23 protein-coding genes are annotated in these 26080 nt (G+C 67.0%); 8 read left to right on the forward strand and 15 right to left on the reverse strand.

All coding sequences use genetic code 11. From position 1 onward, the window contains the following. Window positions 1-75: 75 nt before the first annotated feature. The 4 genes from W7U_RS09020 to W7U_RS26615 all read left to right on the forward strand — a co-directional run bounded on the left by W7U_RS09020 (window position 76) and on the right by W7U_RS26615 (window position 5309). Window positions 76-1446 carry an HNH endonuclease signature motif containing protein gene (locus tag W7U_RS09020; RefSeq protein WP_008257130.1) on the forward strand — a complete coding sequence of 457 codons (1371 nt, stop codon included), beginning with the start codon at window positions 76-78 and terminating at the stop codon, window positions 1444-1446. 1087 nt (window positions 1447-2533) lie between these two features. Then, complete coding sequence (gene istA, locus W7U_RS09025) at window positions 2534-4084, forward strand: IS21 family transposase (protein ID WP_008257133.1); 1551 nt, start codon at window positions 2534-2536, stop codon at window positions 4082-4084. Next, complete coding sequence (locus tag W7U_RS09030) at window positions 4081-4899, forward strand: ATP-binding protein (RefSeq protein WP_008256165.1); 819 nt, start codon at window positions 4081-4083, stop codon at window positions 4897-4899. Before istA ends, W7U_RS09030 begins: the two co-directional genes overlap by 4 nt. A 242-nt stretch (window positions 4900-5141) precedes the next feature. Continuing rightward, window positions 5142-5309, forward strand: a complete 168-nt coding sequence (locus W7U_RS26615; protein ID WP_008257136.1) for a hypothetical protein — start codon at window positions 5142-5144, stop codon at window positions 5307-5309. 2 nt (window positions 5310-5311) lie between these two features. Here the strand turns inward: W7U_RS26615 and W7U_RS09035 are convergent, their stop codons facing one another. The 7 genes from W7U_RS09035 to W7U_RS09065 all read right to left on the reverse strand — a co-directional run bounded on the left by W7U_RS09035 (window position 5312) and on the right by W7U_RS09065 (window position 13694). Next, a complete protein-coding gene (locus tag W7U_RS09035; RefSeq protein WP_008257138.1) occupies window positions 5312-6571 on the reverse strand; it encodes a hypothetical protein in 1260 nt (419 codons plus the stop codon). A gap of 19 nt (window positions 6572-6590) precedes the next feature. Further along, entirely contained in the window at window positions 6591-7352 is a 762-nt protein-coding gene (locus W7U_RS09040; protein ID WP_008257140.1) for an SDR family NAD(P)-dependent oxidoreductase, read from the reverse strand. Beyond that, window positions 7349-9700, reverse strand: coding sequence for a CoA transferase (locus tag W7U_RS09045; RefSeq protein WP_008257142.1), 2352 nt, complete (start codon window positions 9698-9700; stop codon window positions 7349-7351). Before W7U_RS09045 ends, W7U_RS09040 begins: the two co-directional genes overlap by 4 nt. Window positions 9701-9719: 19 nt before the next feature. Next, on the reverse strand, window positions 9720-10688 hold the full coding sequence (locus W7U_RS09050) for an enoyl-CoA hydratase/isomerase family protein (RefSeq protein ID WP_008257144.1): 969 nt from the start codon (window positions 10686-10688) through the stop codon (window positions 9720-9722). A gap of 33 nt (window positions 10689-10721) precedes the next feature. Beyond that, complete coding sequence (locus W7U_RS09055) at window positions 10722-11558, reverse strand: mycofactocin-coupled SDR family oxidoreductase (RefSeq protein ID WP_008257146.1); 837 nt, start codon at window positions 11556-11558, stop codon at window positions 10722-10724. Continuing rightward, entirely contained in the window at window positions 11555-12760 is a 1206-nt protein-coding gene (locus W7U_RS09060; RefSeq protein WP_008257148.1) for a cytochrome P450, read from the reverse strand. The genes W7U_RS09055 and W7U_RS09060 overlap by 4 nt, the downstream gene beginning before the upstream one ends. A gap of 250 nt (window positions 12761-13010) precedes the next feature. Then, window positions 13011-13694 carry a TetR family transcriptional regulator C-terminal domain-containing protein gene (locus tag W7U_RS09065; RefSeq protein WP_036428916.1) on the reverse strand — a complete coding sequence of 228 codons (684 nt, stop codon included), beginning with the start codon at window positions 13692-13694 and terminating at the stop codon, window positions 13011-13013. Between the two features lie 174 nt (window positions 13695-13868). Between W7U_RS09065 and W7U_RS09070 the strand changes: the two genes are divergently transcribed. The 3 genes from W7U_RS09070 to W7U_RS09080 are packed head-to-tail and all read left to right on the forward strand — an operon-like array spanning window position 13869 to window position 16004. Beyond that, the gene (locus W7U_RS09070) at window positions 13869-14453 is read left to right on the forward strand and encodes a hypothetical protein (RefSeq protein WP_036428917.1); all 585 of its coding nucleotides are present in this window, start codon (window positions 13869-13871) and stop codon (window positions 14451-14453) included. Further along, window positions 14450-15289: a TIM barrel protein gene (locus W7U_RS09075; RefSeq protein ID WP_008257153.1), complete on the forward strand. Its 840-nt coding sequence runs from the start codon at window positions 14450-14452 to the stop codon at window positions 15287-15289. Before W7U_RS09070 ends, W7U_RS09075 begins: the two co-directional genes overlap by 4 nt. Window positions 15290-15329: 40 nt before the next feature. Continuing rightward, window positions 15330-16004 carry a class I SAM-dependent methyltransferase gene (locus tag W7U_RS09080; RefSeq protein WP_008257156.1) on the forward strand — a complete coding sequence of 225 codons (675 nt, stop codon included), beginning with the start codon at window positions 15330-15332 and terminating at the stop codon, window positions 16002-16004. Here W7U_RS09080 and W7U_RS09085 read toward each other — a convergent pair. After that, window positions 16001-17602 carry an arylsulfatase gene (locus W7U_RS09085; RefSeq protein ID WP_008257158.1) on the reverse strand — a complete coding sequence of 534 codons (1602 nt, stop codon included), beginning with the start codon at window positions 17600-17602 and terminating at the stop codon, window positions 16001-16003. The genes W7U_RS09080 and W7U_RS09085 overlap by 4 nt on opposite strands. A gap of 76 nt (window positions 17603-17678) precedes the next feature. Between W7U_RS09085 and W7U_RS09090 the strand changes: the two genes are divergently transcribed. Next, window positions 17679-18704, forward strand: coding sequence for a nitronate monooxygenase (locus W7U_RS09090; RefSeq protein WP_008257160.1), 1026 nt, complete (start codon window positions 17679-17681; stop codon window positions 18702-18704). A gap of 3 nt (window positions 18705-18707) precedes the next feature. Here the strand turns inward: W7U_RS09090 and W7U_RS09095 are convergent, their stop codons facing one another. From W7U_RS09095 to W7U_RS09125, 7 genes are all read right to left on the reverse strand, one after another. Then, the gene (locus W7U_RS09095) at window positions 18708-19529 is read right to left on the reverse strand and encodes a class I SAM-dependent methyltransferase (protein WP_008257162.1); all 822 of its coding nucleotides are present in this window, start codon (window positions 19527-19529) and stop codon (window positions 18708-18710) included. Next, window positions 19526-19996, reverse strand: coding sequence for a MarR family transcriptional regulator (locus W7U_RS09100; protein ID WP_008257164.1), 471 nt, complete (start codon window positions 19994-19996; stop codon window positions 19526-19528). Before W7U_RS09100 ends, W7U_RS09095 begins: the two co-directional genes overlap by 4 nt. 102 nt (window positions 19997-20098) lie before the next feature. Beyond that, on the reverse strand, window positions 20099-21367 hold the full coding sequence (locus tag W7U_RS09105; protein ID WP_008257165.1) for an amidohydrolase family protein: 1269 nt from the start codon (window positions 21365-21367) through the stop codon (window positions 20099-20101). 85 nt (window positions 21368-21452) lie between these two features. Continuing rightward, the gene (locus W7U_RS09110) at window positions 21453-22226 is read right to left on the reverse strand and encodes a class II aldolase/adducin family protein (protein ID WP_050989385.1); all 774 of its coding nucleotides are present in this window, start codon (window positions 22224-22226) and stop codon (window positions 21453-21455) included. Beyond that, complete coding sequence (locus W7U_RS09115) at window positions 22213-23826, reverse strand: class I adenylate-forming enzyme family protein (RefSeq protein ID WP_008257168.1); 1614 nt, start codon at window positions 23824-23826, stop codon at window positions 22213-22215. The genes W7U_RS09110 and W7U_RS09115 overlap by 14 nt, the downstream gene beginning before the upstream one ends. 440 nt (window positions 23827-24266) lie before the next feature. Continuing rightward, the gene (locus W7U_RS09120) at window positions 24267-24797 is read right to left on the reverse strand and encodes a hypothetical protein (RefSeq protein WP_008257171.1); all 531 of its coding nucleotides are present in this window, start codon (window positions 24795-24797) and stop codon (window positions 24267-24269) included. Further along, window positions 24790-26067: a molybdopterin-dependent oxidoreductase gene (locus tag W7U_RS09125; protein WP_008257174.1), complete on the reverse strand. Its 1278-nt coding sequence runs from the start codon at window positions 26065-26067 to the stop codon at window positions 24790-24792. Before W7U_RS09125 ends, W7U_RS09120 begins: the two co-directional genes overlap by 8 nt. Window positions 26068-26080 lie beyond the last annotated feature (13 nt).

Consider the following 26080-nt stretch of genomic DNA (forward strand, 5'->3'; position numbering starts at 1 on the left):
ATCCCTTGTGTCACTGTGGTTTCAGTGGTCACAATCCGGGGGTTTCTTGTCGGTGGGCCTCGATAGTTTGGCGGTGTGAGTTCCACTGGTCTGCCCGATGTCGACGCGGTGTTCGACGCGCTCGATGCTGAGGTGGACCGCGCGTGTGCGTTGGTGCTTGACGCGTTGACCGTGCAGCAGCAGCTGGCGGTGTTGGAGCGCTGTGAGAGGCTGCGCCGCCGCATTCCGGTCATCGAGTATCCGCTGCTCAATTCCCTGGCCCGCCAAGCCCCCTTGCAGGAACTCGGCGGCGGGCTGGCCCACGCGCTGACCGAACGCACCCTGATCAGCCGTCACGAAGCGTCTCGGCGCATCAAGGAAGCCCGCGACCTGGGACCCCGCCACGGACTGACCGGTGAACCCCTGCCACCGGTCCTGCCCGCCACCGCGGCCGCCCAGCGCGCCGGAGACCTGGGCGCGGGTCAGGTGGCCGTGATCCGCAAGTTCTACCACCAACTACCCGGCTGGGTGAGCGCTGCGGCCCGTGAGTTCGCCGAAGCCCAACTGGCCGGATTCGGCACCCAGTTCGGCCCCGAACACCTCAAAGAATTGGCCCGCGGGCTCACCGATGCGCTTAACCCCGATGGCATCTTCACCGATGAGGACCGCGCCCGTAGCCGCGGCGTGACGCTGGGCAACCAACAACCCGACGGCATGTCAGAGTTGCGGGGCCTGATCACCCCCGAACTACGCGCCACCTTCGAAGCCGTGGAAGCCAAACTCGGCGCCCCGGGCATGTGCAACCCCCTCGACGACACCCCCTGTGTCGACGGCACCCCCAGCCAAGAGGCCATCGACCGTGACACCCGCTCCAAGGCTCAGCGCAACCACGACGCCCTGCTGGCGGCGCTGCGCGCGATGCTGGCCTCCGGCGACTTGGGTCAGCACAACGGGTTACCGGCCTCCATCATCGTCACCACCACCCTGCAAGAGCTGGAGGCCGCCGCCGGGCGCGCCCTGACCGGCGGCGGCACCATCCTGCCCATGAGCGATGTGATCCGCCTGGCCCGCCACGCGCATCACTACCTGGCCATCTTCGATAAAGGCAAGGCCCTGGCGCTCTACCACACCAAACGTCTGGCTTCCCCGGGGCAGCGAATCGTCTTGTACGCCAAGGACCGCGGCTGCACCGCACCAGGCTGCACCGTCTCGGGCTACTACTGCGAAGTCCACCACACCACCGACTACAGCAAGTGTCACAGCACCGACATCAACCAGCTCACCTTCGCCTGCGGCCCGCATCACCGCATGCTCAACCCCGGCAGCTGGGCCACCCGCAAGAACACCCGCGGCGAGACCGAATGGAAACCACCACCCCACCTCGAGCGCGGCCAACCCCGCACCAACACCTTCCACCATCCGGAGAAACTACTGCGCGACGGCGACGACGACGACGAAGCGGATTGACGTGTGGCTCAGCCTTCCAACCTCACCGCGCTCAGAGCGCCGCGTGTCACCGAGTCCCTTTCTCCACTTCGACGCATGCCAGCACCAGAGATTAGAAGTCTTGGGAAAACCCGGTGTTCGACTTCCACGGCACGTATGCGGCGAGGAGGCTTGTTGTCACACCAGTGCCGGGGAACGGGCGGTCAGCACTGAAATCTGGCGATAGCGCAATGCCCGCAGCTAATCCTGCGGCTACAACGCTCGTTGAACGCCGCCGCGTCCATGGCAGGTGTCGTCCTCATCCGGGTTTTCACTAAACGAGTAGCAGCCGTCAGCGCATTGAGCAGTGGCACCCGGTGGTGGCGCCGGTGCGCTTATGGGGCGATGAACGCATTGACCAGAGGCAGCTTTGTAATAGCCGGACGGACAGGCGCTCGCCGACGGCGCCAGTACAGTGGACGCGGTTACGAGCACTGCAATAGTTGCAGCAATGAGCGCAACGATGCGGACGCACATAAGGTCAAAATTCGCGACGACCGCTAAGTATCGACATCACCTGTACCGCTTGAGTTTTGGACTTTATCCCATGGGCAGTAATTAACGACGGACGCGGCGACCAAATCTGCGGCCTGCTCCCTGTTGATCCAGCCTTCGCCGATCTCTACAGCCTTTTCTGCGGCTTGCACCGGGGGTTTGACCGTTGACATCGATGTCGTAACACACGGAGTGGCCAAGTTGGATCAGATCGTCAGCACTTTTGCACTTTATTGAGCCTTCGCCGCAGCCGAGGCCATGTTCCGTAAGGAACTGTATAAAGTCAGCGTCGTCAGAATGGGCTAGCGGTTCGAACCCGATGCCAACGACCGCTGCCCCAGCCACCAAGGTAGCTCTGGCGACGAAATTTGCACGAGACAACATGCCTCCAAACCTCCTTGATGGGTGACTGTCGGCTGCCAGGAGTAAGGGACCAGCTCGACGCCGGTTTTGCCATGAGCATGGGACCACCTGATTGCCAGTGATGGGACCGCCTGGGTAGGGGTTTTGCCAGTTATGGGACCACCCGGCGTGGCGTGGGGGTTTCCGGTTGCTCGGCCGCTGTATTGGCCAGATGAGCTACCGGGAGGTGTCGATGATCGAAGTCAGGGAGATGCTGCGGCTGTGGCTGGCGGGTCGGGGGTTGCGGGAGGTGGCTCGGCTGTCGGGCATGGACCGCAAAACGGTGCGCCGGTATGTGGATCGGGCCCGCGCGTGCGGGCTCGATCGTGACGGCGACGCCAGCCAGCTGACCGATGAGCTGTTGGGGGCGGTGATCGCCGAGGTGCGACCGAGTCGGCCCAATGGCAAGAGCCAGGCCTGGGAGACCATCGATGCCGAGGCCGAGCAGATCAAGGCGTGGCTGAAACAGGACTTGACTTTGACGAAGGTGCACACGTTGTTGGGGCGTCGGGGTGTGGTGGTGTCGTATCGAACCTTGCATCGTTATGCCACAACGGAATTGGGGTTCGGGCAGCGTCAGGCCACGGTGCCGGTGGCTGACTGTGAGCCCGGTGCTGAACTGCAGGTCGATTTCGGTCGCCTCGGGATGCTCACCGATGTCGAAGATGGTCGCCGGCGGGTGGTGCAGGGGTTGATCTTCACCGCGGTGTATTCGCGACATATGTTCGTCTATCCCACTTACCGCCAGACGCTTCACGAGGTGATCGCCGGGTTCGAGGCGGCGTGGGCATTCTTTGGTGGGGTGTTCGCGGTGGTGATTCCCGANAACATGAAGGCCATCGTCGACAAGGCTGATGCGATCGATTCGAAACTCAACGACGCATTCCGGGAATACGCGCAGGCGCGGGGCTTCGTGGTGGATCCGGCTCGCATCCGCAGCCCCCGGGATAAGCCGCGCGTCGAGCGTTGCGTGCCGTATGCGCGGTCGAATTTCTTTGCCGGAGAAGACTTTCGAAACCTGGGCGACTGCCGGGCGCGAGCCGAGCAATGGTGTGAGCAGGTGGCGGGGATGCGGATACATGGCACCACCCGGTGCCGCCCGGCCGAGGTGTTCGCCGCCGACGAGCTACCCCACCTCAAGCCAGTGCCCGACGAGGTGTTCGACATCCCGACCTGGTGCCGGCCCAAGGTGGCCCCGGATCGGCACGTGGCTGTCGCCAAGGGGCTCTACAGCGTTCCCGGTGAGCTGATCGGGCGCCGGCTGGATGCCCGGGTCGATGCGCGCACGGTGAAGCTGTATTGGCGCGGTGAGCTGATCAAGGTCCACCCGGTGGTGGCGCCGGGACGCCGGCGCACCGACCCCGCCGATCTCCCGGCCGAGGTGTCGGTCTATGCGATGCGCGACCTGAACACCTTGCAGCGCAAGGCAGCCGCCCACGGCACCCATGTCGGCGCGTATGCGGCGGCGGTGCTGGAACATCCGCTGCCGTGGACCAAGATGCGCCAGGTCTATCGCCTCCTCGGGTTGGTGCGCCGCCACGGCCCGGACGCGGTCGATGACGCCTGCCAGCGCGCGTTGGATGCCGAGGTCATCGACGTCGGACTGATCGAGCGCATGCTCACCCGCGGTGCCGGTGCCCAGTTGCCGCTAATCCCGACCCCGCCTGCCGCGTCGCGGTTCGTCCGCGCGGCCACCGACTTCTCAGTGCGGAGGCCGTCATGAGCCCCACCACCCGACGACCCGATGTCACCCCGGCGGTCAAGCCGATCGAGGTGTCCTCGGAGCTCAAGTCGTTGATGCGCCGCCTCAAGCTCGGCCAGCTACTCGACACCCTGCCCGAGCGGCTGGCCCTGGCACGATCCAACAGGCTGCCGCACCACGATTTCCTGGAGATGCTGCTGGCCGATGAGGTCACCCGCCGCGACCGCGAGTCCGCCGCCCGCCGCGCCAAGGCCGCGCATCTGGATCCGCAGATGCAGCTACCGGCCTGGGACGACACCGCCGCGGTCACCTTCGATCAGCAACTGTGGGCCGAGTTGACCTCGCTGCGGTTTCTGGCCGACGCCTACAACGTTCTCATCATGGGTCCGGTCGGGGTCGGAAAAACCTTCCTGGCCAACGCATTAGGACACATCGCCGTGCGCCGTCATCACAGCGTGCACACCGAACGCGCCGACAAACTCTTCAAACGCCTCCGTGGCGCACGGCTCGACGGAAGCTACGAAGACGAGATGCGCAAGCTGCACCGCGTCGAACTGCTCGTCATCGATGATCTCGCGTTGCACCGGCTCGAGGCCACCGAGACCAGCGACTTCTACGAGCTGATCGTCGAACGCCACCGCCAGACCTCCACGGTCATCACCAGCAACCGCGAACCCCCCGAGATCCTGACCATGATGGCCGACCCACTGCTGGCCCAATCGGCGATGGACCGCCTGCAATCGGCGGCCTACGAACTCGTCGTCGAAGGCGAGTCCTACAGGCAACGCCAGAAACCCCGTCCCGGAAAGCCGGTCAATTCGGACCAGCCGAATTGACCGGAAGGCCCGTCATCGGCCACCATCACCACACGGCCAACAACCGGAAACACCCGGTCCCATGCTCATGGCAAAACGGTGGTCCCATCACCCTGGCAAGCGACAGGTGACTTCGTGTTGGTAGCGCTGCCTGATTGGTAGCGTAAGCACTCCCGCGGTTACTCACATCCAAAATTGTGAAAATTCCGGACGGGGTTGTGGCTCTCAGTCCACGCTGCAAAGTCCATTCATAAGGTGCACTAGTGTCCACCGACGAAGGGGGCGAATTACAGGCGATTCTTTCCGATGATGGCATCGACGGGGGGTTGCGCCGTACCAGTGCCAACCTCGACCACGGACAACCCCGCACCAACGCCTTCCATCACCCCGAACGATTCCTGAATTACGACGAAGACAACGACCCAGTTTGACGCTAAGGCAGAACGTCATCGAGTAGGTCCCCCACGCGATGACGTTCCCACGCGCTCAGCAGGTTCGAGAGCATCTGCAGCGGCGCGCGCACGCCTTCGTCAGCCCGGATGCGCGGATCCTTGCGGGTGCCGGGCACGGTGTCGAATCGCTTGCGGATCAAGGCCGGCACGTCCAGCAGCCAGGCGACCCCCATGGCGGCCGCATAGAGCAGCATGTGCCGACGCAACCGGCCAATTTCGAGCTGCGGACCGCCGCAGCGCTCGTATTCCGCGACGAACAGTTGCAGCAGATCGTCGAGATGGGTGTCCCACATGTCGGTCTCGGCGCCGGACATCGCTCCCCACAGCGCCATGCCGAGGTTCATCTGGCCGACGCATCCCCAGTCCATCAGGCCGCACTGCAACGCGCCGCCGCTGTCGCGCCAGAACCACGCGTTGTCGATGTTGGCGTTCCAGTGGCACAGCGCGACATAGTCGGAGTCGTCGGCCAATTGGTGTGCGATCGCCTGCTCGTAGACCGCCACGCGCGGCACGTCGTCGCGCAGGCGGGCCAGGAATTCGGGTGAGCAGGCATTGGCCGGCAGCAGCCCTGGATGCGTCTGCGCGAATTCGGCGAGCTGGCTCACCCGCCGGTCCAGCTTCTCCGCGGGCAGCGGCGCGCGTTCGCCCACCGTCGCGGCCCGCACGTCCAACGGAAAGTGAGCGGTCAATTCCGCGGGCAGCCGACCGGAGCGATGCGTGCCGGCGAGGCGCGCAAGCGCGGTCAGCAGCGCTCGGTAGTGCCCTAGGGGCTCGGGCATCTCGTAGTCGAGGCACTTGTGGTATTGGCGCTCGATTCCGTTGCCGCCGAATTTGATTCGCTCGGTGACCAGCAGGCCGGTGCCGGTGGGGCGGTGGTAGTCGGCGAACTGCGGGCAGGGTACGGCGATCGGGAATTCCGGGGCGCGGGACAGCGAGGCGAAGCGCACCTCGGGCTCCATCTGTGTCTTTCCGCGATCGCGCACCGGATTGTCGAGATCGCGGGAGAACTTCACGAACAGCTCGGTGTGCAGATCGGGTGCGGCACGGTCGTATTCGACCGACAGCACCACCTTGCGTCCGGTGCTGCCGCCGCTGATCTCGCGGTAGTCGCTGATGCGAACGACGCTGTTGTCGGCGAGGACGCCCGAAGCCCGAAAGGCCTTCGTGAGGAACGCAGCTCCACCGCTGAGCAGGGTCGCGGGGTCCGCCGGGATCGGCAATCCGTATTGATCACCGACCACCCAATGCGAACTCACACCGCTACCAGGTCTGCTCGGCCGCGCGCACCAGCATGTGGTTCACCGCCACCCGGCGATCGCGGGTCACCATGAACAGGACCGCGTCGGCGATGTCCTCCGGCCGCAGCATGACCATGCCCGACGTCTGCTTTTCGAAGGCCTCCCGCGAGGATTCGCCCAGGTGGCTGAAGATCTCGGTATCCACCGTTCCCGGGCCCACCACGCCGACGCGCACCCGCTTGCCGAGCACCTCTTGGCGGATGGCTTCGCTGAACGCGTTGACCCCGAACTTGGTGAGCGAATACACGGCGGTGTTCGGCCGGGCCACCCACCCTGCGGTGGAGCTGATGGTCACTATGTCCGCCACGGCGCGTGGCGAGTCGGCGGCGGCGTCGATCAGGTGTGGCAGCGCCGCGCGGGTCGCGTAGAGAACGCCCTGCACGTTGACGGCCACCATGTTGTCCCAGTCCTGCAGCGGCGCTTCGGTCGCGGGCGCCGATTGCATCAGGCCAGCGTTGTTCACCAGGGTGTCGAGCCGTCCGAACTCCGCGATTGTGCGCCCCACGGCGGCCGCGACCTGATCGGCGTCCGTGACGTCGGCCGTGACGACGAGCGCTGTGCCACCGGCGGATTCGATCTCGGCTTTCAGCTCCGCCAGCCGGTCGGCGCGGCGCGCGAGGAGAGCTACCGTCGCTCCCTCGGCGGCCAGCGCTTTGGCCGTCGCCGCTCCGATGCCACTGCTGGCACCCGTCACCAGGGCCGCGGTGTGCGCCAATGTCGTCATGATCCGCCCGTCGATTGGGTGCGCAGTATCTCGTGTAGAACGTAGTCGGTGTCCTCGCCCAGATCCGGCGCGCCGCGCGAGATCCGTGCGGGGTTGCGCGCCATCCGCCAGGATGGTCCCAGCACCGGTCGCAGGCCTTCGCGATGGTCCGAAACGAAACGATACAGCTCGCGCTCCCAGAGTTGTTGATCGCCAACCACATCCATGGCGGTCGCGCTCTTGGTGGCCGCGACCCCCGCCGCCCGTAGCCGATGCGCGAGTTCCTCGGCATCGAGCTGGCGGGTCAGCGCGGCGAGATCGGCGTCGAGGGCCTCGGCGTGCCGCTGGCGGTCGTCTGGGGTGGCGTAGCGGGGGTCGTCGGCCAGCGAGGCGGCGCCTAGCACGCCGCACAACCGCTGCCATTCGGTGTCATCGGCGACGGCCACGCTGACCCACGAGCCCTCCGCGCACGGGTAGCAGCCGTGCGGGCACATGTCGGGATTGTGGTTGCCGTTGGGCCCGAGTCGTCGCCCGGTGAGGCTGTGTTCCAGCAGGCAGTCCCCGATCATCGAGGAAAGGGTTTCGACGGCCGACACGTCGACGAATTGCCCTGCGCCGCTGAGCTCGCGGTGCAGCAGCGCCACCACGGCGGCGTAGGCGGCCGCCGCGCCGACCGTGGAATCCCCGTAGCGCATGCTGGTTCCGAGCGGCGGTCCACCGGGGTAGCCGACCAGCGGCGCGAGCCCGGCGAGCGCGGCGAAGCACGGCGCGTAGCCGGTCTGATGACCTAACGGTCCGTCATTGCCCCACATTTTGATCGACACCGAGATGATGTCCGGTTTGATCTCGGTGAGCTGCTGATACCCGAGGCCCTGGCGCTCCATCGCGCCCGGCCGCAGGTTGTTGATGACGATGTCGCTGCGGGAGATCAGCTCCCGCAGTTGCGCCATGCCCTCGGCGGACTTGATGTCGATGTCCACGCTCAGGATCTCGGGGTTGATGCTGAGAAAGAACGGGGCGTGGTTGATGTCGGTGCCGCCGTAGGCGCGCATCTCCTCGGGCAGCGCCGCGGTTTCTACCTTGATCACCTCGGCGCCCAACAGCGCCAACAGCTTGCCGGCATACGGGCCGGCCCACACCTTGGTGAGCTCGATGACGCGCACCCCCTGCAGGGGTCCACCGCGCGGTGTCTTCGGCGGCTTGAGCTGCGCCGCCTTCGCCGCCGGTGGAGCGTGGGGCGCGTCGAGTCCACCGAGGACCGACGCGGTGTGCTGACCGAGAGTGGGCGCCGCAGAGACGATTTCCGCCGGGGTCGCGCCGAACAAGTACGGCACCGTGGGGTACGCCGCGTCGCCCAACACGGGGTGGCTGACGGTGGAAAAGAAGCCCCGGTGGACGTACTGGGGTGCGCGGTGCAGGTCGGCGGCCTCGTTAACCGGCACCAGGGGCACGCCGAGTCGCTGCGCCTCGTCGGACGCCGTCTCCTTGGACAGGTCGCGGACCCACGCCGCGAATCCCCGCTGGAACGTCGCGACCTTGTCCGGGGTCACGGAGAACTCCAGCCAGTCGTCGTCGAAGTCGTCGAGCCAATCCGGGCGCCCCATCAGCTGTTTGACGCCGAGCCAGTGGGCGCGGCTGGTCATGTACAGATAGACGAAGCCGTCGGCGCAGGCGAAGAACGACGCGGGTCCCTGCTGGTCGTAGTCGTCGCGGCTGCCGAGGGCGGGGACTTCGCCGGTGACCAGGCGCCCCAGAATGCAATCGGCGCGCGAGACCAGCACGGCCTGCTGCGAGACGTCGATGGCCTCGCCCCCGCCCGAGTGCAGGCGCCCGAACAACGCCGCCGCGACGCACAGCGCCGCCTCCAGCCCCGCCTCGTAGTCGGCCAGGAACCGGCCGGGCCCCCGCAGCGGCGGCCTGGTCGGATCCGGATGGCTGGGAGTGTGGTAGCCCCAGCCGCTGGCGTGGAACACGTTGATGCTCTTCGCATTCGCGTACTCGGCCGGGGCGTTCGCGCCGAATGGCGTGATCGAGCAGAACACCACTCCGGGGTGCCGCTGCGCCCCATCGGTGTCGCCGTCGTCGATGACCGCGTCGGCGCCGCCGATGAGCCGATCCAGGCTCTCGGCGCCGGCTCGCGAGGTCGCGTCGAGAACCACGGAGCGCTTGTTCGTGTTGAGGTAGGCGAACAATGCGCTGCCCTCGCAGCCCTCAGCGAGGCGGGGCGCCATGGCCCGGGTCGGGCTGCCGCGCCCGGGCGCCTCGACCTTGATCACCTCGGCACCGAAGTCGGCCAGCAACTTACCGCAATACTCCCCCGCGACCGATCCCGCCAGCTCGATGACCCTGAAGGCCGTCAGCGCCGACATGTGCGCCCTCGCAAGGCGGTCAGGGCTTCGCGCGCCCGGAGCGGCTCAGTCGCCATTCCGGCGGGAAGTTCATGTCGTTGTCCTTGACCACGTTGTTGAGGCCCTTCTCGAAGGTGCCCGCGGTCAGGTCGACCTCCCGCGCGTCGTTGGCGATCATCGGCAACATACCCTCGACCATGCCGGTCAGCAGGCTGCCGAAGTACTCACCCTTGTGCTGCTTGTAGAGCTCCAGGAAGGTCTTCTGTACGGCAACGGTGTCGGTCGGTCGGGCCTTCGAGCACGCCAGCGCGTACTTGAGGGTCTCGTCTTCCAGCTTGTCGCGGGGCACCACGCTGTTGACGAAGCCGCAGTCGTACATCTCCTTGGCGCTGAACGGCCTTCCGGTGAACAGCATTTCGGAGAACTTGCGCAGTCCCATCGTCTCGGCCCACCACCAGAGCCGGGGGCCCCAGCCCACGTAGCGGAACGCCGGGTGGCCGAACAGTGCGTCGTCGGAGGAGATCACCAGGTCGGCGTCGCCGGCCTGGTAGAAGTGCCAGCCGTAGCAGTAGCCCTTGGCCTCGATGATGCTGATCTTCCGAAGCTCTTGCAGCGGCCGGTTTCCGGCGCGCGCCTTGGCGTAGAAGTCGGTGACGGTGGACAGGTAGCGGTAGGAGCCGCCGGGCGGGTACTTGACGTCGTCGTCGTTGATCGCGAGCTCGTGCAGCAGCGGCATGCCCGGATTCTCCAGCATCCCGCGCTGTTCGGGCAGGTCGCCGCCACTACCGAAATCCTCACCCTCGCCGCGGATCACGACGACCTTGACGTCGTCGTCCACGTTGCACTTGTGGATCAGATCGGCATAGTTCTGCCGCATTCCCAGCGTGGTGGAGTTCTGCGCGTCGGGGCGGTCGAAGGTGATGTAGGCGATGCGGTTCTTCTTGTCCTTCTCGAACTTGATGTACTGCTCGGCTTCCTTTTTCATTTCTTCATAGTCGTATTCGGGCATAGTCTTCTTCCTTCAGTTGAATTTTGTTAACGCTTACTTGAGCAGAGCGCCCGCGTCGACAGGTAGCGAAACGCCTGTGATGTAACGAGATTCGTCCGACGCGAGGAACAGGACGGCGTTGCTGATGTCGACCGCTTCGACCCACGGTACCGGCAACGTGTGCATCATTTGCGAGAACGGCGCGAAATCGTCCGGCCCGGGATTCTCCAGGTCGGGCCGAAACAACCGGAACGTCACCTCGTTGATGGTCATCGGGGTGTTGACCTGGCTCGGGTGTACCGAGTTGACCCGAATACTGTGCTCCCCCAACTCGACCGCGAAGGCCCGCATCAGGCCCAGCACGCCATGCTTTGCGGCGATGTAGTGGCCGGTGTGGGCCATGGCCTTGTGCGATCCGACGGAACCGGTCAGCACGACCGAACCGCCGCGCCCGCCGGCGATGATATGTGGCACACCGACTTTGACGGTGTGCCAGACGCCGGAGAGGTTCACGTCGATCATGTCGCGCCAGATGTTCTCGCGGATCTTGTGCAGCTTGTTGCCGAACGTGCCGATGCCCGCGTTGGCGACGATGATGTCGAGGCGGCCGAGTTGTTCCACCCCGCTGTCCACGGCCGCCTTCAGCGCGTCGTAGTCGCGAACGTCGACCTGCGCGGTCACGATGCGCCGGTCGAGAGCCTTGACCAGGTCGGCGGTTTCGTCGAGGTCTTCCGGCGTCGAGTGGGGATACGCCAGGTTCTCGATCGGCCCGCAGACGTCGATCGCGATGATGTCGGCGCCCTCTTGCGCCAGGCGCACGGCATGGCTGCGGCCCTGGCCGCGGGCCGCACCGCTGATGAACGCTACCTTCCCTTCTACCCGGCCCGTCATCGTGACACCAGCGCCGGCATGCATTCCCAGCCCCGCACCGTGGAGGTCGGGCTGAGGGTGGCTTTGCTCAGGTCGACCTCCCACTCGGGGAATCGCTTGAGGATCTCCTCGAGCGCGACGCGGCCCTCCAGGCGCGCCAGCGCCGAGCCCAGGCAGAAGTGCGTGCCCATGCTGAACGTGAGGTGCGGGCGGACCGCGCGATGGACGTTGAATTCGCCCGCGTCGGGCCCGAATTGGGCCTCGTCGCGGCACGCCGATCCGATGAGCATCATCATCACGCTGCCTTCGGGCACCGTTTGGTCGTGCACCGTGACGTCGCGGGTCACGTATCGGGACACGTGTGGGGCCGGCGGCTCGTAGCGCAACAGTTCTTCGATCGCCTGCGGGATGAGCGCGGGGTTCTCGACGAGGTCGCGGCGCTGGTCGGGGTGCTCGGCGAGAACCTTTCCGGACCAACCGATCAGCCGTGTGGTCGTTTCGTTACCCGCCCCGGCGACGACGTTGAGGTACACGAGGATCTCTTCGCGACTGAGGTGCCGGTTCACACCCTTTTCATCGACGAATTCGACGTTGAGGAGTTCGGTCATGATGTCGTCGGACGGATGCTCCGCGCGCCAGTCGATGTAGGCCTCGAACTGCTCGCCGACCGACAGCCCGTGCTGGGCCGCGTCCATCGGCTTGCCGGCCTCCGTGCGCAGCTGCGCGTTGCCCCGGTCGCGGATGTACTCCTGGTCGTCTTCGGGGATGCCGAGCAACATGCTGATGACCTTCATCGGCATCTGCGCGCCCAGGTCGGTGACGAAGTCGAAGTGTCCCGAGCCCACCAGCGGGTCCAGGAGCGCGGCGCAGAAGTCGCGGATCATCGGCTCGAGCGCGGCGATCCTGCGCGGGGTGAACATCCGCGACAGCAGTTTGCGGTGCACGTCGTGAATCGGTGGGTCCTCGAAGATCAACATGCCCGGCGGGATTTCGAGGTTGGCCTTGATCAGCTCCAGGATCGCACCGCGCGCGGAGCTGTATGTCTCGTGATCGACGAGCGCCTTGCTGACGTCGGCGTAGCGGCTCACCGCGTAGAAGTCGAACTCGGCGTTGTAGTACAGCGGCGCCTCGTCGCGCAACCGCGCGAACATCGGATACGGGTCCGCGATCAGCCCGACATCGTATGGATCGAAACGAACATGGCTGTCGGTGCTCGCCGTCACGAAACCCCTCCTACCGCTGCAGTTTTGGATACCCGCATTACCCGCACCAGGGCTCGCGCTGCCAGCGTTGCAGCGTTGGATTCGGTCCGGGGCAATTTACACACTCCGCTTAATTGCGTCGCTCTGACATGCGCACAAGTTCGGCTGAAAACGGCGCATGAAGGCCGACTCACTCTATTGTCGTAGAGAACCATACTGCGGGTGCTCTGGCAAGGGTCGGAAGTCCGCGCGCCGGATTCGGTCGGGGCTGTCATCGGGGTCCGGGCGCCCCGCCGCGCAGCACCCGCAGACCGCCCGCCTGGGTGAGCCGACCCTTGTCCGAACTGCGCAATATTCCGGCCGCGATCGCCGACAGCACCCCGTCGAGCTGCTCGGCACTGTCGACGATCCGGTCGCCGTGGGCGAACCGCTGCAGCAGGCCGTTGATGAACGTCAGCGTGACGTTGCTCAGATCCTCGACGACGGCCGGGTCCAGTTCCGCGCCGTGCGGCATGAGCTGCACAAGGATTTCCCGGTGCAGCTTGGTGAACTCGTCGGTGGCCTGCTGCAGGATCGCGGCGAGCGCGGGATCGCGGGTGGCCAGCATGGTCAGCTCGTATCGGGCCCTGGTCCGGTACAGCTGCGGGTCGCTGCCGGCCTGGATGACGACCTGCGACAACCGCGAGGGTGTGGGAGCCTCACTGCCGGCGTCGGAGCTGTCCGCGATCGCCTGCAGTTCGGCGAGGTCGAGCTCGGCCGAACGTTCCGCGACGGCCCGCAGCAGCGCCGAGCGGGTGCGGAAATAGAACGACGTCGTGCCGTCCGGCACGCCCGCTTTGCGGTCCACCTTCAAATGGCTCAACCCCTTAGCCCCGTCATCGGCCAACAATCGAATCGCCGCATCGCACAGATCGCGGCGGCGCTCGACGGGATTAGGCTTTCGTCGTCTATCCATTGTTATTCAGGACCAAGACACTACTCTATATTCGTAGTGTCGGTAAAGGATGGCATATTTCCCGCCTCGGCGGCGGCGCGCTGCCCGCCACGAAAGAAACTGCGGTGCAATACTTCCGAGGATTCGTCGAATACCTGGGTAGAGTGTGCTTCGATGAGGCCCCGTCGAGTTCGTGTGAGCAATGCCGTTGCCTGGCTTGGGTTCATCGGCCTACTCGCGGCGCTGACGGGGGGCTGCCACCAGGCGCACAAGCCCGCGCCCTCCAGCCCGCCGACAACCCCGGCCTCCGCCACTTCTGCAGCACCGCCCGCACCCGCGCCGATCGTGAAGGTGGCGCCGCTGCCCGTTCGGCCGGTGACGAAGTCACACCCGACGACGCCCGCCACCAAGTGCCCCGACATGGGTCCGAACGTCCCGGTGGCCCCGACCGACGCCCTCAACACGTGCGACCTCGCCCGGGCCAACGTGTACACCCTGGGCCCGGAAATTATGCAACTCGGGCTGATACACGTGGACCCGCCCAAGGCCCTGACGGCCGACTTTTACCAGGTGACCCTGGTGCTCGACCCGCCGTCGGCGGCGGCATGGGCGTCGTTCACCGCCGAGCATGTCAAAGACCACGTCGCCTTCATCCGGGACAATCTGGTGCTGGAGGCACCGATCATCGAGGAGCAGGTCACCTCCGGACGGATCGTGCTGACCACCCCAACCGCCGAGGGCGCAGCGCAATTGGCCCAGCTGGCGGGTCGTCCCGCGTGACCGCGCCGGGGCGTCCCGATCGCCTCGCGCTCGGCATGCTCAGCGTGTTCGGCCTTCCCCCAATCGAGTTCGTGGAGCTGGCCGCGGAGCTAGGCTGCCCCCGCATCTCGGCCGCCATCCAGGGCATGCCGCTGGTGCCACTCGGCTACCCTGCCTTCTCCCTCAAGGACGACGCCGCGCTCAGGAAGGATCTGCTCGCCGCGATGGACGATCGCGGCGTAACCATCTCGCTCGGCGACGGATTCCTCGTGCGCCCCGGCGCCGACGTGGACGCGCTGCGGCCCGACCTCGACGTGATGGCCGAACTCGGCGTCCCGCGGATCAACGTGGTGAGCCTCGACCCCGACCTTCCGCGCACCCTCGACCAGTTCGCGGCGCTGACCGAACTTGCCGCCCAGCGCGGCATCGGTACCGTCGTGGAACCGGTGCCCGGACTGACCATCGGTGACCTCCCCGCCGGCCTGGCCGCCGCGGATCACGTGGGGCGAAGCGAATTCCGGCTGCTGGTCGACACCATGCACCTGATGCGCTCGGGTTCCGGGGCGAGCGAGCTGGCGGCCGTCGACCCCGGGCGCATCGGCTATGCCCAACTCAACGACACGACGCTGCGGCCGCGCATGGACAACTACCTGGAGGAGGCCATGTTCGAGCGCCTGGTGCCCGGCGAGGGCGACCTGCCCCTGCGCGACATCCTGGCCGCGCTGCCCGCCGACATTGTCATCGAGATCGAAGTCCCGCAAAGGTCATTGGCGCTGGCCGGGGTGAGCCCAATCGAACGCCTGCGCCCCTGCGTCGAGGCTGCGCGCCGGTTGTTGGCCGACGTTCAGGCCGGATAGCACCCTGTCGCCGCAGCGCTCTGCAGTTTAGAGTCAGCGTATGGAGCAGGTAACCGACCGCTGGCGTGCCGCTCGGGTGGCATCGGCGTTGTACAACACGGCGGCCACGAACGACAGTGTCGCCGCGGTGGGCGCAAAAGCGTTGTGGGGATTGGCGTTACATGATCTGTTAGCAATGGTTGAGCGTGTCGCTGATGCTCCCGCCGGTGCCCATGTACTCGACATCCCGTGCGGCGGGGGCTTTGCCTTTCGTGGCCTGCGCCGCGGACAGGACTGCCGCTACGTGGCCGCGGACATTTCATCGGACATGCTGAGGCGGGCGCGGAGCCGGGCGACCGAGTTGGGCCTGGACGGCCTGATGGAGTTCAGCGAGGCCGATATCACAGATCTGCCCTTTCAGGACAACATGTTTGACCTGGTTTTGACGTTCAACGGGCTGCATTGCCTTCCTGATCCGCACGCTGCGGTGGTCGAGCTCGCCCGCGTGCTCAAGCCGGGTGGGATTCTGCGCGGGAGCACGTGTGTCCGGGGTCGCGGCTGGCGCCAAGATCGCTTTGTGACGGCGTTGCAGGCGGCCGCGTTTTTCGGGAACACGCCGCGGGCCGGTGACGTGCAGCGCTGGCTCGACGATGCAGGACTCGACGTGGTGGTCGCGCGGCACAGCGGTTCGGTCGAGCTATTTGAGGCCGTCCGCCCCAGCTCCGCCGGTCGTTAGAGTTCGGTGTCGAACACGGAGACGGGGTCGAGGATCACGCCGGTTTCTTCGACGTAGCGATCCCACAGCGCCACCAGCTCGGCCAACTTGTCGGGATGCGACGCGGCCAGGTCGTGAATCTCGCCGGGATCGGAAGCCAAATCGTAGAGCTGCCAGTCACCGGGGCCGTACGGCGCCGGCAGGTGCAGCGCCTTCCAATCGCCCTGCCGGATGGCTCGGCGGCCGAACAACTCCCAGCCGGTTCCGGTGTCCGCGTCGTGCACGGTCTCCGCGGCGCCGGTCAGATACTCCACCAGCGAGCGGCCGCGCATGGGGGCCACCTCGCGGCCACGGTAGGACGTGCCCGGGTGCGCGACGCCGGCCAGCTCCAGCAGGGTTGGCGCGATGTCCATCACGGTGCTGAACGCGGTGCCGATCTGTTGTTGCCGCGCGAATCCCGGCCAGGTGACAAAACCCGTCACCCGGATGCCGCCCTGGGTGGTGAACGCCTTGTGCAGCCGCGACGGCGCGGTGGCCGCCTGCGCCCAACGCGGCCCGTACCAGATGAAGGACGTCGGCCGGCCGAGGTTGTCGAGGCTGTTGTCGCAATGCTTTTCGATCTGCGCGGCGATCTCGGCGCCGCGCAGCGGCATCGCCTCCACGATCGCGCCCTCGGCGCCGTTGTCGGACAGGAAGATCACCACGGTGTCGTCGAGTTCGCCGCTGGCCGACAGGTAGTCGATCACCCTGCCGATGTTGTAATCCATCCGGTCCACCATCCCGGCATAGACCTCCATGCTGCGGGCCGAGCGCGCGCGCTGCTCGTCGGTCATGTCGGCCCACTCGGGCGCGCCGTCGGCGACCACCGGGTGCGCGGTGACGTCAGGCGGGCAGAGACCGAGCCGCTTGAGGGCGGCCAGTCGCTCCTCGCGCAGCGCGTCCGGACCGTCGTCGTAGCGGCCGCAGTATTTCGCGACGGATTCGTCGGGCGCCTGCAGCGGCCAGTGCGGCGCTTGGAACGGCAGGTAGGCGAAGAACGGACGGTCGTCGTCGGCCGCGCGCTCGTCCAGGTACCGCAGCAGGGTGTCGGTGTAGGAGTCCGACGAGTAGAAGTCGTCGCCGACGGTGACGAACTTGTCATCGTCGGTGTAAAGCGTTGGCACCGGCGAAAACCCGCGCGCGCCCGCTCCCCCGTAGTGGCTGGCACCGGCGGGCAGCAGCGCGAACGAGCGCTCGAAGCCGCGTGCCCACGGCGACCTGTCGATCGTGGCGCCCAGATGCCATTTGCCCGACATCAGCGTCAGATATCCGGCGTCGCGCAGGAGTTCGGGCAGCGCGACGACCCGGTCGTTCAGGTAGCCCTCGTAGCCGGGGGCGCCGCGAAATCCCGGGGACGCGACTTCGAGCATCGTGCCGATGCCGGCGATGTGATGGTCGGTCCCGGTCAACAGCATCGCCCGGGTCGGCGAGCACGCCGGCGCCGAATGGAAATCGGTGAGCCGGATCCCGGAGTAGGCCAGCCGATCGAGGTTGGGTGTTTCGATCTCGCCGCCGAAGGCGCCGATGTCGGAAAACCCGAGGTCGTCCGCGACGATTACGAGGAAGTTGGGGCGCTTCACGCTCAAGCATCCTGCCAGGTCGGTGCTCACGGTGTAATGCCGCCGCACCGCCGATCGCGGCCGATATTGTCGAGGCATGGAGATGTTGGCGCAGTTCGGGATGTCCATACCGCTGGTTGCGGCCCCCATGTCGGGCGGACCGACCACCCCGGCCATGGTGTCGGCCGCCACCCGTGCGGGGGCCCTGGGCGTGCTGGCTGCCGGCTACAAGACCGTGGAGGCCGTCGAAGCCGAGATCAAAGCCATTCGCGCCGAAGGGATCCCATTCGGCGTCAACGTGTTCGCGCCGAACCCGGTGCCGGTCGATCCGCGGCGTTACCGGGAGTACGCGGCGATCATCCAGGCCGAGGCCGACCAGTTCGGCCTGACGCTGCCGTCCGAGCCCGTCGAGGACAACGACAGCTTCGACGCGAAGATCGAATTGCTGCTCGACGATCCGGTTCCGATGGTGTCGTTCACGTTCGGCATTCCGCCGCGCGACGTGATCGCGGCGCTGCGACGGGCCCAGAGCGTGGTGGTCCAGACGGTCACCACGGCCGAGGAGGCGGAGCAGGCACGCGACGCCGGTGTCGACATGCTCATTGTGCAGGCGGCGGACGCCGGCGGGCATTCCGGCACCCTGTCGCCGTCGCGGCCGCTGACCCCGGTCCCGATCGTCGACCTCGTCAGCCAGGTCGTGGCGACGGTTCCCCTGCCGGTGCTGGCCACCGGCGGGCTCGCCACGGCGGCCGCGGTGGCCGAGGTGATCCGGGCGGGAGCGGCCGCTGCCGCCGTCGGGACGGTGCTGTTGCGCGCCGCCGAAAGCGGCGCGTCGGCCACTCATCAGGCGGCGCTGGCCGATCCCGCGTACACCGAGACGGTGCTGACCCGGGCCTTCACCGGCCGGCCGGCCCGGGGCCTGCGCAACGCGTTCATCGACGCCCACGAAGCCGAGGCGCCCCCGGGTTATCCCGCCATCCACCACCTGACCAGCCCGCTGCGCAAGGCGGCCGCGGCGGCTGGAAAGCCTGACTACGTACACCTGTGGGCGGGCACCGGTTTTCGGCAAGCCACCGCCGAGCCCGCGACTGACATTCTGCGCCGGCTGGCATCCGACTTGTGAGGTTCAGTATTCGAAACGATTGAGCACGTCGTAGCCGCGCCCGCCGATCACCCACGTCAACGCGTAGATCATCCGCACCGCGGCCGACGGGATGTGCTCGTAGCCGGCCAGCGCGGGCGTCTGCTCGAGGAACCGCAGCCGGGGATGCCAGGCCGCAAGACGGCGCGCGTCGCGGATGCCCCAGGTGATGATGCCCCTGGTGAAGACCTTGGACAGCACCGGGGCCAGGGCCGACAGCGTATCGAAATGCATTTCACCGCCGGGGAATCGGTCGATCAGGCGCTGCACCAGCCGCCGGACTTCCTCTTCGTGCAGATACATCAGCAGGCCCTCGGCGACGACCAGGGTGGGACGCCCGGCGGGGATGTCGTCCAGCCACCGCAGCTCGGTCACCGACGAGCCGATCATCCGGTAGCGCTCGGTGTCGTCGTAGAGCTGCCGCCGCAGCCCGATGACGCTGGGCTGGTCGACGTCGAACCAGGAAACCGACGGCGGTAGGTCAAGCCGGAAGGCCCTGCCGTCAAGGCCGCAACCCAGGTGCAGGACAACGGCGTCGGGATTGCGGGAGAGGAAATCGGCGCACCAGTCGTCGAACTTCTTGGCGCGCAGCGCGACCAGGTATTGATTCGAGGCGGGCATGGTGCTCCGGCGCATGCGCTTGAAGTCGTAGCTGATCCGGTCCACCGCGTCCGCGGCGACCGTGTCGCCCAGAATCGGCCGCTTCGAACGGCTTTCGCATGCGCGCAGATACAGTGTGACGAGATTCGTCCATTCCACCGAGCCCCAGGCGACCGAGCTGAAATCGACTTTGTCCGTTGCGGTCATCGCTGCTTCCTCTTCGCGCGGTATTCGGTCCACATTTCCATGAGCTGGTCGCGGTAGGCCTGCGTGCAGAACTCGCAGAAATCGCGGAAGTCCTCCACGCGTTGCCGTTGTTCGGCGCGGTCCTCGTCCAGCACGGACAGCGCGAATTCGGCGGGTTCGATCCCCAGCCGCATCAGTGACAGCTGGGTTTCCAGCACGCTGGTGAACCCACCCGGCGTGACCCGGTAGAGGTGCTGGCGGTTCGGGCTCGGCAAGCGCTCGACCATGCCGCCCTCCAGCAGTTGCCGGGCGACAGTGCTGATCGACGCCTTGCTCACGGACAACGCGGCGGCCAGCGCGGTCAGCGACTGCTGCGGCGGATCGCAGATCAGCAGCCACCCGTAGACCCGGCCCATGGTGCGGGTGGCGCCCAGCAACTCGAAGAACAGCCCGAGGCGGTCGACGAACTCGGCCTCGTCCGGTGACATACGCTCCATCCCGTTCGTTCAGTACGTACTAAACGTAGCTTATACGAGGCGGGACGCTGGCGGAACCCCCCGCCGGTGATCAAGGGGTCTGGGTTGCCGGGCTCAGAACGCCTCGGGGTCGCGCTGCACGGCGGCGGGCACCGGGTGCCGATACAGGCGGGATGCGTTCTCCCAGCTGAACTTCCGGATGACGTCGGACGGCAGGTCGCCGATCTGTTCGTGGATGGCCTGCTGGGTGTGCGGCCACGTCGAGTCGCAATGCGGGTAGTCGGCTTCCAGCATGATGTTGTCGACGCCGATCCGGTCGCGCTGGACGAACGACGACTTGTCCTCGACCGCGCAGAACCAGAAGTTGCGGACCAGCACCTCCGCGGGGGTCAGGCGCTCGCCGAGCGCTTGCCAGGTGCCGTACATCGCGTGATAGCTGAGCATGTGGTCGAGGCGGTCGAGCAGTCCTGCCACCCAACCGATTCCGCCTTCGGACAGACAGATCTTCAGGTCGGGGAACCTGCTGGGCAGCCCCGAGTACAACCAGTCGACCGCCGCGGAGATGGCGTAGGCGAAAAACAGCACGCCCTGCACGTCCGGCGGCGCGTCCGCGGTGGTGGACGGCGACGACCCGGACGATCCGATGTGCAGGTTGACCACGGTGCCGGTCTCGGCGCACGCGGCCATCATCGGATCCCAGTGGTCGGTGTGGATGCTCGGCAGGCCGAGCATCGCGGGGTTCTCGCTGAACGTCACGGCGTGAAAGCCGCGGTCGGCGTTCTCGTAGATCATCTTCGCGCCGAGCTCGGGGTCGAGCAGCCACGGCAATTGGCAGGGAATAATGCGGTCGGGGTACGAGCCCGCCCAGACGTCGAAATGCCAGTCGTTCCAGGCGCGGACGCAGGCCAGCGCGAGGTCGCGATCGGTGGTCACCTGCTGCAGCCGCTGCCCGGCGAAGCCGGGCAGAAACGAGGGGAAGTTGAGCGAGGCGTAGATACCGTTGAGGTCCATATCCTTGACGCGCTCATGGATATCCCATGCGCCCCTGCGCATCTCGTCGAATCGCACGGGTTCGAAGCCGTACTCCGCCACCGGCCGCCCGACCACCGCGTTGAAGCCGACGTTGGGCAGTTCCCGGCCGTCGTACACCCAGGTCTGGCCCCCGGTGTCGGTGTCGACGACTTTGGGCGCCCGGTCGGCGAACTTTCGGGGCAGCCGGCCGGTGAAGGTGTCGGGGGGTTCGACGATGTGGTCGTCGACCGAGATGACGGTGTAGCGGCGTCGCGCCCGGGGCGGATCGGGCAGGAAGGTGACCGACCGTTCGGCGCCGGTCTTGGCCGTGGTGAAGTTCAGGTCGGTGGCCAGCTCGTCGATCGATTTCACGCGTCAAACTCCTCGAGGTGGCGCGAGCAGACGCAAAAGCACCCGACACGCCGTGTGCGCGGGTGTTTTTGCGTCTGCTCGCGGGTTAGGTGAGCACATCGGGGTCGGCCTTGATCGTCATCCGCGCGGCCCCGGCCCAGTACACGTCGGCGGCCCGTTCGATCAGCGAGCGTTGCATGCCGGCCATATCCGACCACCGCATCGCCACCGGCTGATTACCGGTGAGCATGACGTCGTAGGCCAGCTTGCACACCCGTTCGATCGAGGCCGCGCGGTAGACGGCCTCGGGCAGGTTGCGGCCGGTCGCGATGACGCCGTGGTTGGCCAGGATGGTCAGGTTGGCCCCGCCGATGCGGGCCGCGAGATCCGCGGCGCGAGTGGGGCTGTCGATCTCGCCGTCGTAGGTCTCGACCAGGCACAGGTCGTCGAGGAACAGCGACCCGGTCTGGTGCACCAGCTCCGGCAGCCTGCCCAGCGCGGCGAGCACGCACACGTAGTACGGGTGGTTGTGGATGACCACGCGGGCGTCGTCGCGGACGCGGTGCAGTTCGGTGTGGATGTGGATGGCCGGGGTGACGTCCCAACGGCCGCTGACGACGCGCGCGTCGCCGTCCACCACGCAGATGTCGGAGGCGCTGACCTCCTGCCACCACAGGCCCCAGGGATTGACGAACATGTTCGTCTGGCCGTCGAGCTGCCAGGTGATGTGTCCGGCCATGTTCTCGGCGAAACCGATGCCGGCGAGGTGGCGGAATGCGATGGCGAGCGCCTGCTCGTGGGACAGCTCGACGCCGATCGGCGGAACCACTGACGGCGCCCAGACTTCCAGCCCGCCACGGCGTGCATCAGGTGCATTCATGACCAGCCTCCATCCTGGCTCCAATATCCTCGCGAAGTCGGCCTTTGGCTATCTTTCCGCCCGACGAGCGAGGCAATTCGTCGAGAATGATGAGGCGCTCGGGCAGCAGTTCCTTGGAAACTCCCAGCGCCAGCAGGTGTTCGACGAGCTGGGGAAGGTCGATGGTGGCGGAGCCGGTGAGTTCGGCGTAGAGGCAGACTTTTTCGCCGAACACCGGATCGGGCATGGCGATCGCGGCGGCCACCGCGACGGCGGGGTGGGTGGTCACGGCGTCTTCGACCTGGCTTGCGCTGATGTTCTTGCCGCCACGGACGATGAAGTCGGAGGTGCGCCCGGTGACCCGCAGATAGCCGTCCGCGTCGATCTCACAGATGTCGCCCATGCGCATCCACCCGTCGGGGGTGAACAGCTTGTCGTGGTCGGTGCCGCCGAGGTAACCGAGGCTGGTCGCCGGGCCCCGGCACGCGGGCTGGCCCCGACCCGTGTCGGTCACGTCGCGGTCGCCGTCGAAGAGGCGGACCGACATCTCGGGGATGATGCGGCCCCCGGTGCGCAGCCGCCGTTCGCGGGAGTCGTCGACGGTGGTCGCGCTGAGCATCCCCGTTTCGTTCGAGCCGAAGAACTGCAGGATCTTGGCGCCCGTGAGTTCCTCGAATTCGGCCGCCGGGCGATACGGCAACGCCTCGCCGCCGGTGTAGACGACGCGCAGCGAGCTCAGGTCGTGTTCGCGGCTGGCCGGGTCCGCCATCAGCATGGTCAATTGTGTGCTGACGCAACATAATACGGTGACCCTGTGCCGGGCGATGGCCTCGCAGGTGGCTTTGGTGGTGAACCGGTCCAGGAGCACCGCGGTGGCGCCGAGGTAGATCGGTGTGGTGTGGCTGGTCCAGAGCCCGAACCCGAACGGCGTGGGTATCACCGGCAAAAAGACGTCGTCCGGCGCCAGCAGCCCGTTGGCGACAGCCTTCTGGTGGAAGTAATGCCAACGGTTCTGGGTGTGCACGACACACTTGGGCAGCCCGGTGGTCCCGGAGGTGGAATTGATCAGGAAAACGTCGTCGGGGCCGAGGCGGGCGTCGGTCGTGAGCGCCGTGGGCTCGGCGTCGATGTCCAGGCGAAGGGTCCGGTCCAGCAGCAGCGCCGGTAGCCCGAGTTCATCGGCGACGCCCGCGGCGGCCTCGCGGTGGGGTTCATCGCTGATCAGGGCCTTCGGCTGGGCGCTGCGCAGTATCGCCGTGGCCTCGCGGGTGCCGGCCCGTGCGCCGACGCCGACGACCACCGCCCCGCAGCGTTCGATGGCGACGAACAGGGCGTGGATGGCCGCGGAGTCACGGTGCCATACCGCGACCCGGTCCCCACGCGTGACGCCGGCACCGGCGAGGGACTGCGCCAAACGTGTTGCGGCATCGTCGAATTCACGCCATATCAGCGACGCTTCGGGATGGTCGACATAGGCGGGGCGGTCCGGGGTTTGCGCGGCGTTGCGGCGCACGGCGTCCGACAGCGTCGTATCGCACCACCAGCCGGCCTCGCGAAACCGGGCCGGGTCGTGTTCGGAGAATGCCGGCGACGACTCGATATCCAGCCCGCCGGCGCTCATTCGGTCAATGATAGGAAAGCGGCCCGGGGCGCGGTCGCGCTCCCGCCGAGAATCAGCCGGCTAGGGATTCCTCGGGGCGGGAGTGGAGCGCTGTGTCTTGGCGGGAACATTCGGAGGGTGGGGCCGCGGCTTGTGGCAGTTGTGCAGGCACCCGCAATTGAGGCCGATGATGCACCCGTTTCCACCGGTGGGTTGCACGCCGTCGGGATCGCTTCGCGAAACGGGCAGGGGGCTGGACGAAGCTGCCGGCGTTGTCGGTCCTGTCGCGCTGCCGGGCGAGGCGCCCAGCGCGAGGACGAACGCGGCTACCCCCGCGCAGAACGTGGCTCCTGTTCTTTCGTTTCGGCTCCCCACGGGGCGCGAGTGTAGTGGGACCGGTTGGGATGCACGGCGACGCGCGCGGACCCGGAAGGACACTCCAAGGAGTCACCAAGAAACCTCTAAGGCCCGTCGCCGGGGCGTTGATTCGTTGCCCGGGGCGCCATTTCCCGCGCCCGGGTCCGCCGCCGCACCCTTGCCGTCCGGATGGCATAGGTTGCGGCGCTGACCGCGAACATCGCCGCGGTCAACAACAGCCACCGACCCAGGAATGGGTCCTGGGTCTGGCCGGTCGCCGCCCGGTACGTGGCGCCGCCCTGCCTGATGATGCCGGGAAGGAACACCACCAGCGTGAGGCCCGCCCCCAGCGCGGGCACCCGGAGATGGTTGAGCACGGGCACGTCGGGACCGGGGCACGGCGGTCGGCGGGACAGCAGCCGGTCGAGGCCCGCATAGACCGGGAACAACACCAGATCGTGGGCGACGACGGCCGCGGCGAACCACACGACGATCGACTGCCACCACACGTCGGGGTTCCACAGCGTGGCCGGTTTGACCGTGGCGACCACGTAGCCCAGCACCGCGAATCCGGCGATCATGGTCAGCAGGTGCAGCGGGTGGGACCCGTAGAGCCTCGCGAACGCGTTACGCATCGGCGGCCGTCCGGAAGTCAATGGCGGCCACCCATTTGGTGTTGTGCACGCCGGGCAGCGCGGGCACGATGATGCGCGCGGGAAAGCCGTGGTCCGGCGACAGGTCGGTGCCGTTGACCCGCAGCGCCAGCAGCGCGTCCGGGTGCCGCACCTGGTTGCCCTGCAGGGTGGCGCCCGTGAAGGCGCCGGAGCGTTCCAGCGACGACACCCGCGCCGATTCCGGCGCGGGCACACCGGCGAGGCGGGCGAGCTCGGCCAGCCGCACCCCGCTCCACGTTTGGGTGGTCGACCAGCCCTCCACGCAGGCGATCGGCAGCACGGCGGTGTGTTGCGGCATCGCCAGCAGCGCGGCGCGGTCGAAGGTCACCGGTCGGGGGCCACCCGTCATCCTCAGCCGCCATCGGTGGGCGGTGTCCGCGGTCGAAATGCCGGCGGCCGCCGCGGTCCGGTTGACCTCGAAGTCATTGGGCCCGTTGCCCCGGCTGCGCCCGCGCGGCAGGAGTAACGCGGCGGGCCGGGCGTACCCGCCGATGGTTTGACCGGCGGTGATGAGCGCGAGGAACAGCGCGCCCCCGCCCACCAGCAACAGCGCGCCGCGGCGGCTCATCGTCGCGGGGCCGGGGTCGGCGGCGACCAGGGAGTCGGGCTGCCAGGGCTGCGGCTTGGTGTCGGCGCGTGCGGTGCGCAGCACCTCCCGCAGCGGCATCGAGCGCAAACCGGACCACATGCGCCGGCTCTTGATCGCCACGTGCACGACGAACCCGGTGATGAAGACCCAGGCGCCGAAATAGTGGGCGGTGTAGAAGCTGAACCCGAAAATGTAGTCGTACTGGATGTTCAGCACGCCGGTGACGATCTCGAAGAGGACGCCCCCGACCAGCATCAGCAGCGAAACCCGTTCCAGCAGTTGGGCAACCGACCGTGCGGGCGGCACCACGAACAGTCGCGGTATCACCGACCACAGCTTGGCGAGCACCACGGGGATCAACACCAAACCGAGCCCGACGTGGAGTCCCTGGGTCAGCCGGTACAGCCACGACGGATCGGCGGGCCAGTCGAAGGTCGGCAACTTCAGCCAGCCGACGTCGCCCGGGATGGCCTGGCCGAATCGCGGCCCGTAGGCGATGTAGGACAGCAGGCCGGTGAGGATGACGATCGGCAGCGTCACCAAGAGCACCGAGCCGAATACCGCTGTCAGCCAAGGTCCACGCAGCGGGCTGCGCCACAGCCGCGCGGGAAGGCCGCTGGCGGTCCGGATGAGATGCACCATCGATCATCATTCA

This window comes from Mycobacterium sp. H4Y, assembly GCF_000364405.1.
Taxonomy (GTDB): Bacteria; Actinomycetota; Actinomycetes; order Mycobacteriales; family Mycobacteriaceae; genus Mycobacterium; species Mycobacterium intracellulare.

Excerpts from the sequence above, each read along its gene's own strand:
- W7U_RS09030 (WP_008256165.1), top strand. The coding sequence starts at position 4,081 with ATGAGCCCCACCACCCGACGACCCGATGTCACCCCGGCGGTCAAGCCG.
- W7U_RS09040 (WP_008257140.1), bottom strand. The coding sequence starts at position 7,352 with ATGACGACATTGGCGCACACCGCGGCCCTGGTGACGGGTGCCAGCAGT.
- W7U_RS09045 (WP_008257142.1), bottom strand. The coding sequence starts at position 9,700 with ATGTCGGCGCTGACGGCCTTCAGGGTCATCGAGCTGGCGGGATCGGTC.
- W7U_RS09050 (WP_008257144.1), bottom strand. The coding sequence starts at position 10,688 with ATGCCCGAATACGACTATGAAGAAATGAAAAAGGAAGCCGAGCAGTAC.
- W7U_RS09055 (WP_008257146.1), bottom strand. The coding sequence starts at position 11,558 with ATGACGGGCCGGGTAGAAGGGAAGGTAGCGTTCATCAGCGGTGCGGCC.
- W7U_RS09065 (WP_036428916.1), bottom strand. The coding sequence starts at position 13,694 with ATGGATAGACGACGAAAGCCTAATCCCGTCGAGCGCCGCCGCGATCTG.
- W7U_RS09080 (WP_008257156.1), top strand. The coding sequence starts at position 15,330 with ATGGAGCAGGTAACCGACCGCTGGCGTGCCGCTCGGGTGGCATCGGCG.
- W7U_RS09090 (WP_008257160.1), top strand. The coding sequence starts at position 17,679 with ATGGAGATGTTGGCGCAGTTCGGGATGTCCATACCGCTGGTTGCGGCC.
- W7U_RS09095 (WP_008257162.1), bottom strand. The coding sequence starts at position 19,529 with ATGACCGCAACGGACAAAGTCGATTTCAGCTCGGTCGCCTGGGGCTCG.
- W7U_RS09100 (WP_008257164.1), bottom strand. The coding sequence starts at position 19,996 with ATGTCACCGGACGAGGCCGAGTTCGTCGACCGCCTCGGGCTGTTCTTC.
- W7U_RS09110 (WP_050989385.1), bottom strand. The coding sequence starts at position 22,226 with ATGAATGCACCTGATGCACGCCGTGGCGGGCTGGAAGTCTGGGCGCCG.
- W7U_RS09115 (WP_008257168.1), bottom strand. The coding sequence starts at position 23,826 with ATGAGCGCCGGCGGGCTGGATATCGAGTCGTCGCCGGCATTCTCCGAA.
- W7U_RS09120 (WP_008257171.1), bottom strand. The coding sequence starts at position 24,797 with ATGCGTAACGCGTTCGCGAGGCTCTACGGGTCCCACCCGCTGCACCTG.
- W7U_RS09125 (WP_008257174.1), bottom strand. The coding sequence starts at position 26,067 with ATGGTGCATCTCATCCGGACCGCCAGCGGCCTTCCCGCGCGGCTGTGG.